The organism is Streptomyces sp. NPDC059957, assembly GCF_042730015.1.
Taxonomy (GTDB): domain Bacteria; phylum Actinomycetota; class Actinomycetes; order Streptomycetales; family Streptomycetaceae; genus Streptomyces.
Genome location: NZ_JBHWMB010000057.1, coordinates 54,655 through 60,654, shown reverse-complemented (window position 1 = coordinate 60,654; position 6,000 = coordinate 54,655). Strand labels below are relative to the sequence as shown.

Genomic DNA, 6,000 nt, shown 5'->3' with positions numbered 1-6,000 from the left:
TGTGGGTCGCCACCGGCACCCGATCTAGGTCTGGGCCGAACTGCCCGACCTCCTTGTTCGCCCAGGACAACCGCCGTTCCCCCCGTGTCCTGGCCAGGACACGGGGCGACCGGCGTTTTCGGGAAGATCGTGTGGGTGGGTGGATCGGGGTGCGCCTGCGGGTGTGGGGGGCGGGCCCGGTGGCGCGGCGCGGTCAGTGGATGCGGCGGATGTCGCGGCGGCGCAGGGCGTAGCCGAGACCGACCAGCCCGCCGAGGACGAGCCCCGCGCCGGCGCCGAGTTCCAGCGGATCGAGCCCGGCCACGCTGCCGCCGAGGCCGCCGCGGACGCCGAGGGTGGCCTGGCGCGAAGCGCCCGTACCGGTGCCGGCGCTGGTACCCGTACGCGTACCGGTGGCCGCGCTCGCGGTCGGGGTCTTGCGGGCACCGACGGTGGAACTGGTCGTGGGCCTGCCGGTGCCGCCGGTGATCGTGAGGTCGGCCGAGCCGGTCTCGCCCGCGCAGGTGAAGGAGACGGAGTACTGGGCTCCGCGCCGCGCGTCCCGGTCCACGGTGACCCGTGCGGTCTTGCCCCGGTCGATGCTCACGGTGTCGAAGACGCCGGAGGAGACGGTGGCGAAGGCGGCGTTGCAGCCGGTGACGGACAGCACCACCTGGCCGCCGGGGGCGACCGTCGAGGGGGTGATGGCGAAACCGAAGGAGGTGATGGGCGCGGCCTCGGCCGCACGCGCGGCCGGCGCGGCCGCCGCGCCGAAGACGAGCAGGGCGCCCGCCGCGGCGGCGCCCAACAGGGCTGTGGGGGAGGTGGGTATCGCGCCCATGGTTGATTCTCCGGATCCCCGAGGAGCAGCCGCGGAACGGTTTCCGCACGTGGGGGGTCGTGCGCCTCGATGTCCGCCACGCTAGGTCCGGGCGCGGTGGCCCGCGATCAGGAACGGGCGAATGGGGCATGGCGGTAGGCCGAACCGGGGACGGGAGGCCCGTCCCCGGTTTGCCGGGCCGGGGTGGGTGGCGGTCGGGGGCTGCGCCGTGTCAGTCGCTCAGCCCCAGATGCGGGAACTGGGAGAGGAACGGCTCGGCGGTGGCGGCGATGCCCCGGCCGAAGGGTGCGTCGAAGTCCCAGATGAGGAACAGCAGGAACGCGATCAGCGCGCTGAACAGCCCCGCCAGCAGCAGTTCCCGGAACGAGCGCCTGATCTGCAGGGTGAAGATCAGCCCCACCGTCACCAGAGCCCCGGCGATCAGGCCGAACCAGACCACCCCGGGCATGGTGGCCCCGGCGCTGAGGCCGCGCGCGTTGCGCGCGTCGTCGACCACGGCGACCTGGTCCACGAGCGGCTGGTAGGCCTGGCCCTCGTGGTCGGTCTGCGGTTCGTAGTCCGTCACATCGCGGCGGATGCGTTCCAGCAGCTCCCCGCTGCGGTCCGTCAGTTCGCCGTTCTCGGCCATCTCCTTCCATTCGGTGTCGACGACGTAAGTCACGTAGGCGTCGACGTCGGACCTGATCTTCTTGCGGACCTCGGCCGGGTAGACCTCGGAGCGGACGCTGATTTCGTGCAGGGCCTGCGATTCCTGGCGCACGTACTCCTGGGCGGCCCCGCGGCCCTCCCAGACGCCGGCGATCGCCAGGCCCAGCACGATCGCGTAGATCACGCCGATCATCATCGTCATGTACTCGATGACGTCCGGGGTCTCGCTGGGATCGTCGTCCTCACCGATCCGGCGCTGGTTGAAGAAGGCGATGGACAGCACCACGGCACACGCGGCGGCCATCGCGAGGGACAGGACGAGCCATTCCGACAAGATGACTCCCAATCGATTACGGGGTGGAATGCGGCGGCTCTAGCGCGGGCGCAGCGCGATGATCGCGAGCACCGCGGGGGTCACGGTCATCAAGGTGAAGGTCACCGGTGAGATGTGGTGCTCGACAGGCTTGCGGGCCGCCGCGTGGTAGGAGGGGCGCGCGACCGGCTTCATGGGCGAGGCCACGGGGATCACCCGGGGCGGCGCGGGCGCCGGCGCGGGCGGCGCGGGTGGCTTCGTGACCGGTTTCGGGACCGGCTTGGGGGCCGGTTCCGGGGCCGGGGGGGCGGGGGCCGGGGGTGCGGGGGGCGGCGGGGCCGGCTCGGGGGGTTTCGGCACCGGCTTCGGAGCGGGCGGTGGCGGGGGAGGTGGAGGTGGCGGCGGTTTCGGGGTGGGCAACGGCTTCGGGGGTGGCGGGGGCGGCGGGGTGGGCTTTGGAGGACACGGCGGTGGAGGCGGCGGCGGGCAGGGCGGATGCCCGTGATGGCCGCCGTGGCCGTGGCCGTGGCCTTTGCCGTGCCCGGGCTTACCGGACTTGCCCGGTCCGCCCTGACTGCCGCGATCGCCGCGATCGCCCCGGCCGCCCTGGTTGCCGTGGTCGCGCCCGCGGCTCTCGTCGCCGTGACGTCCGCCACCTCGGGTGCCCCCGGTCGCGCCGGACAAGACGGATGCGGCGTGTCTGACGGCGCTCGCCCCGTCGCCGGCGTCGATCGTCGCGTATGCGCTGCTATCGGCCACGGCCGGTGTCGCGGACAGGGCCGCCCACAGCAGGACCGGGACTGCCAGCAGGCGCCTGGAAGAGGCTCTTTTCACCCGGGGATCATGGGGTCGCGCGCGCTCGCGCGCGGGAAGGTTGACCTTGGTTCGCCTGAACGGGTGAGGCTTTGGCTATGGAGGTTTGAGCCAGACTCGCTTCGTGTCGGACCGTTCACCGACCTTTTCTCAAAAGGTATTTGTCGGTTTCGATCATTCCCCGGGCGCAGCCCGTCCGGCCTTTGACGTGTGACGAAGAACGGATCGCCAATTTCCGCTTTCGCTCGCTCCGTTGGGCAATGATCAGTACATTCGGCTCGGACAGGAGTCCGATCCGCCCGGACCGCTGCAGGACTAAGGCTTGGAGACCCCGATGGAGCGCCCCGCCTGGGCCCCGCAAGGCATCGACATATCGGTGCCGAGCGTGTCCCGCATCTACGATTACTACCTGGGCGGCTCCCACAATTTCGAGGTCGACAGGCAGGCGGCCCGTCGGGCCATGGAATTCATGCCGGGCCTGCCCAAGATCATGCAGGCCAACCGGGCATTCATGCGCCGTGCCGTCCGCTACGCCGTCGCCGAGGGCGTGACGCAGTTCCTCGACATCGGCTCCGGCATCCCGACCTTCGGCAACGTCCACGAGATCGCCCAGGCCGCCAGCCCCGAGGCGCGCGTGGTCTACGTCGACCACGACCCGGTGGCCGTCGCCCACAGCCAGGCCGTCCTGGCCGGCACCGAGCGGACCGGGGTCGTCGCAGCCGACCTGCGCAAGCCCCAGGACATCCTGGCCGCCCCTGAGGTGGCCCAGGGGCTCGACCTGAGCCGACCGGTCGCCCTGATGCTGGTCGCCGTCCTGCACTTCCTGGAGGACTCGGACGACCCCTACGCCGCCGTCGCCGAACTGCGCGACGCACTGGCCCCCGGCAGCCTGCTGATCCTCACGCACGCCTCGTACGAGGGGATCCCGCTCTCGGAGGAGGTCGCGGGCGGAACCGTCGGCGTCTACCGCGAGATCCGCAACCCGCTCGTCATGCGGGACGCGGAGCAGATCCGCCGCTTCTTCGACGGCTTCGGCCTGATCGAGCCCGGCCTGGTGTCCATGCCCGACTGGCGGCCCGACACGACCGGCGGGCCGGAGGGCGGGGCCGCGGACGAAGACCCGTACGCCTTCTCGGGCTTCGCCGGGGTGGGACGCAAGGCGTGAGACTGCCGACGCAGACGGCGGACGACCCTGCCGCGCCACAGGGCGGCCTGGAGGACCGGATCGGGCGGTTCGCGACCATCTGGGGGCGGGCGATCTTCCCGGTCACCGCGACCTCGCTCACCCGCGGCGAGTTCGAACGCCACCTCGTACCGCTCACGCGCACCCTCGTGGAGGCCCTGCGCGCCCGCCCCTTCGACTCCTCCGTCGGCCAGCGGGTCGGGGAGGAACTCGTCGCGGTCCACTGCACCGACCCGGAGGCGCTGGCCGGCACGCTCGGCGTCGTCGAGTCCTACCTGGTGCTGTACTGCGGTCCGGACGGCCCCGACGCCGAGAGCGTCGAGGGAACCGAGGAGTACCGGTCGCGCTGCGCCCGGCTCCAGCACGGCATCGCGGCCGGGTTCGCCCGCGCCCTGCGCGAGCGCACGCTCAAGGAGCAGGAGGCCATCGCCCGGTCCGCCCTGACCGCCCGCATCGACGCCCAGCAGGCACTGCACGCCAGCGAGGCCCGCTTCCGGGCGGTCTTCGAGGGCGCGGCCATCGGGATCGGCATCGCCGATCTGGAGGGCAACGTCCTGGAGATCAACGACGCGCTCCTGCAGATGTTCGGCGGCATGGACGGGCACGTCCGTGGCCGCAACGTCAGCGAATGGAGCCACCCCGACGACACCCCGCACGTCTGGCGGATGTACGGGGAGCTCGTGCGCGGCGAACGCGAGAGCTACCGCGTCGAGAAGCCGTACTACCGGCACGACGGGACCGTGCTGTGGACCAACCTGACGGTCTCGCTGCTGCGCGACGCCGAGGGCGTGCCGCAGTACCAGCTGGCGCTGATGGAGGACACCACCGAGCGCCGGCTGCTGAACCTGCGTCTGCGCTACGAGGCCACCCACGACGCGCTGACCGGCCTGCCGAACCGGACCCTCTTCTTCGAACGCCTGGAGAAGGCCCTGAGCGGCTCCGGCGGCTCGCGCTTCGGCCTGTGCTACCTCGACCTCGACGGCTTCAAGGCCGTCAACGACAGCCTCGGCCACTCGGCCGGCGACCGGCTGCTGGTGGAGGTCGCGGACCGCCTGCAGAGCTGCGCGACCGGACCGGGCGAAGTCGTCGCCCGGCTCGGCGGCGACGAGTTCGTGGCGCTGACCACCGGCCCCGACACCGAGGAGAAGGCCACCGAGCTCGCGGTCCGTATCCTCTCCGCCCTTTCCGTCCCGATCCGCCTGGAGGGGCGCGAGCTGACGGTCCGGGGCAGCATCGGCATCGTCGAGGGCCCGGCGCGCGAGCGCACCCCCGCCGAGGTGCTGCGCAGCGCCGACATCACCATGTACCGGGCCAAGGCGGCCGGCGGCAACCGGTTCGAGTTCGCCGACGCCGCGGCCGACGCGCGCGCCATCACCCGGCACGGGCTGACCAACGCCCTCCCGGCGGCGCTGGAACGCGGCGAGTTCTTCATCGAGTACCAGCCGCTGGTCCACATGCACGACGGCAGCGTGCACGGCGCCGAGGCGCTGGTGCGCTGGTCGCACCCGCAGCACGGGGTGCTCGGCCCGGACCGGTTCATCCCGCTCGCCGAACGCACCGGCCTGATCGTGCCGCTCGGCCGCTGGGTCCTGGAGGAGTCCGTCCGCCAGGCCCGCGCCTGGCAGCACCAGAAGGGCGGTGCCACCCTGCGGATCAACGTCAACCTGTCACCGACCCAGCTGCACCACCCCGGCCTGGTCGCCGACACGATCCGCGTCCTGGAGTCCTCGGGCCTGACCCCGGGCACGCTGTGTCTGGAGGTCACCGAGTCGGCCCTGATCGGCGCCGACGACGAGCTCCTCGAACCGCTGCGCCGGCTCGCCGCACTGGGCGTGGACATCGCCCTCGACGACTTCGGCACCGGCTACTCGAACCTGGCCAACCTGCGCCGCCTGCCCGTCAGCGTGCTGAAGCTGGACCGCTCCTTCACCAAGGGCATGCAGCACACCCCGGCCAACCCGGTCGACGTCAAGATCGTGGAGGGCATAGTCGCTCTGGCCCACAGCCTCGAACTCGCCGTCACCGTCGAGGGCGTGGAAACCGGCGCCCAGGCCGCCCAGCTCCGAGCCCTCGGCTGCGACACGGCCCAGGGCTGGTACTACGCCCGCCCGGGCGCCGCGGACCGCATCCACACCCTGTCCCTGTCGGACGCGGTCCCCACCTCGTGAACGCCGCCGCCGACCTCTTCCGCCGCTGGGCGGACGAGCCGGAGGGCGAGGGCGA

The 6,000-nt window shown here is 72.2% G+C and carries 5 protein-coding genes; 2 read left to right on the top strand and 3 right to left on the bottom strand.

Going from position 1 to position 6,000, the window contains the following annotated elements:
- Positions 1-193: 193 nt before the first annotated feature.
- The 3 genes from ACFWBW_RS30570 to ACFWBW_RS30560 form a co-directional block, all read right to left on the bottom strand.
- Complete coding sequence (locus ACFWBW_RS30570) at positions 194-820, bottom strand: hypothetical protein (RefSeq protein ID WP_385379213.1); 627 nt, start codon at positions 818-820, stop codon at positions 194-196.
- Positions 821-1,031: 211 nt separating this feature from the next.
- Positions 1,032-1,802 carry a hypothetical protein gene (locus tag ACFWBW_RS30565; RefSeq protein WP_385379210.1) on the bottom strand — a complete coding sequence of 257 codons (771 nt, stop codon included), beginning with the start codon at positions 1,800-1,802 and terminating at the stop codon, positions 1,032-1,034.
- A gap of 39 nt (positions 1,803-1,841) precedes the next feature.
- Positions 1,842-1,988: a hypothetical protein gene (locus ACFWBW_RS30560; protein ID WP_385379207.1), complete on the bottom strand. Its 147-nt coding sequence runs from the start codon at positions 1,986-1,988 to the stop codon at positions 1,842-1,844.
- Positions 1,989-2,928: 940 nt separating this feature from the next.
- Here ACFWBW_RS30560 and ACFWBW_RS30555 point away from each other — a divergent pair.
- Both ACFWBW_RS30555 and ACFWBW_RS30550 read left to right on the top strand, forming a co-directional pair.
- A complete protein-coding gene (locus tag ACFWBW_RS30555) occupies positions 2,929-3,759 on the top strand; it encodes an SAM-dependent methyltransferase (protein WP_385379204.1) in 831 nt (276 codons plus the stop codon).
- Positions 3,756-5,945 carry a putative bifunctional diguanylate cyclase/phosphodiesterase gene (locus ACFWBW_RS30550; RefSeq protein ID WP_385379198.1) on the top strand — a complete coding sequence of 730 codons (2,190 nt, stop codon included), beginning with the start codon at positions 3,756-3,758 and terminating at the stop codon, positions 5,943-5,945. The genes ACFWBW_RS30555 and ACFWBW_RS30550 overlap by 4 nt, the downstream gene beginning before the upstream one ends.
- The last annotated feature ends 55 nt before the right edge of the window (positions 5,946-6,000 follow it).

Coding starts and splice junctions, on each gene's coding strand:
- ACFWBW_RS30570 (WP_385379213.1), bottom strand. CDS start 820: ATGGGCGCGATACCCACCTCCCCCACAGCCCTGTTGGGCGCCGCCGCG.
- ACFWBW_RS30555 (WP_385379204.1), top strand. CDS start 2,929: ATGGAGCGCCCCGCCTGGGCCCCGCAAGGCATCGACATATCGGTGCCG.